This window comes from Treponema sp. R6D11, from assembly GCF_054786075.1.
Genome location: NZ_BDHD01001090.1, coordinates 1 through 391 on the forward strand (window position 1 = coordinate 1; position 391 = coordinate 391).

1 protein-coding gene is annotated in these 391 nt (G+C 41.2%); it reads left to right on the plus strand.

Translation table 11 applies throughout. From position 1 onward, the window contains the following. Window positions 1-170: 170 nt before the first annotated feature. On the plus strand, window positions 171-391 hold a 221-nt coding region (locus ACYVTD_RS17605), incomplete at its 3' end, for a hypothetical protein (RefSeq protein ID WP_461248916.1).

Consider the following 391-nt stretch of genomic DNA (forward strand, 5'->3'; position numbering starts at 1 on the left):
GAATCGCAGTTTTCTTTAGATTACGCTGATAATTCCGGCGTCGGTATGACGTTGCAATCTGGTGTTTACAGCGTTCAGCGCGGAGCTTATGAATATGAAGTGGTAGACGGCGCTTTAGAAGTTCGATACACAGTCGGCGATCTTGCGCGTATTACCGTATTCCTCCGGCGATGAACGAAGAAAGAATGAATGTGTATCTTGATCAAATGGAGTGGGAAGAACGCGGAATAGTTGAGTCTACATATCGTCTTTATGATATTAATAATCTGCGTTTAAACGACGACAAAGATAAACTTTTAGCTGATTTTCCGGAACTTGCTAAAATAAAATTGTGGGTATTACGGACAGTTTCACCTGATTTTATGAAAGAAGAAGCGGAGGAGAGTTTTAG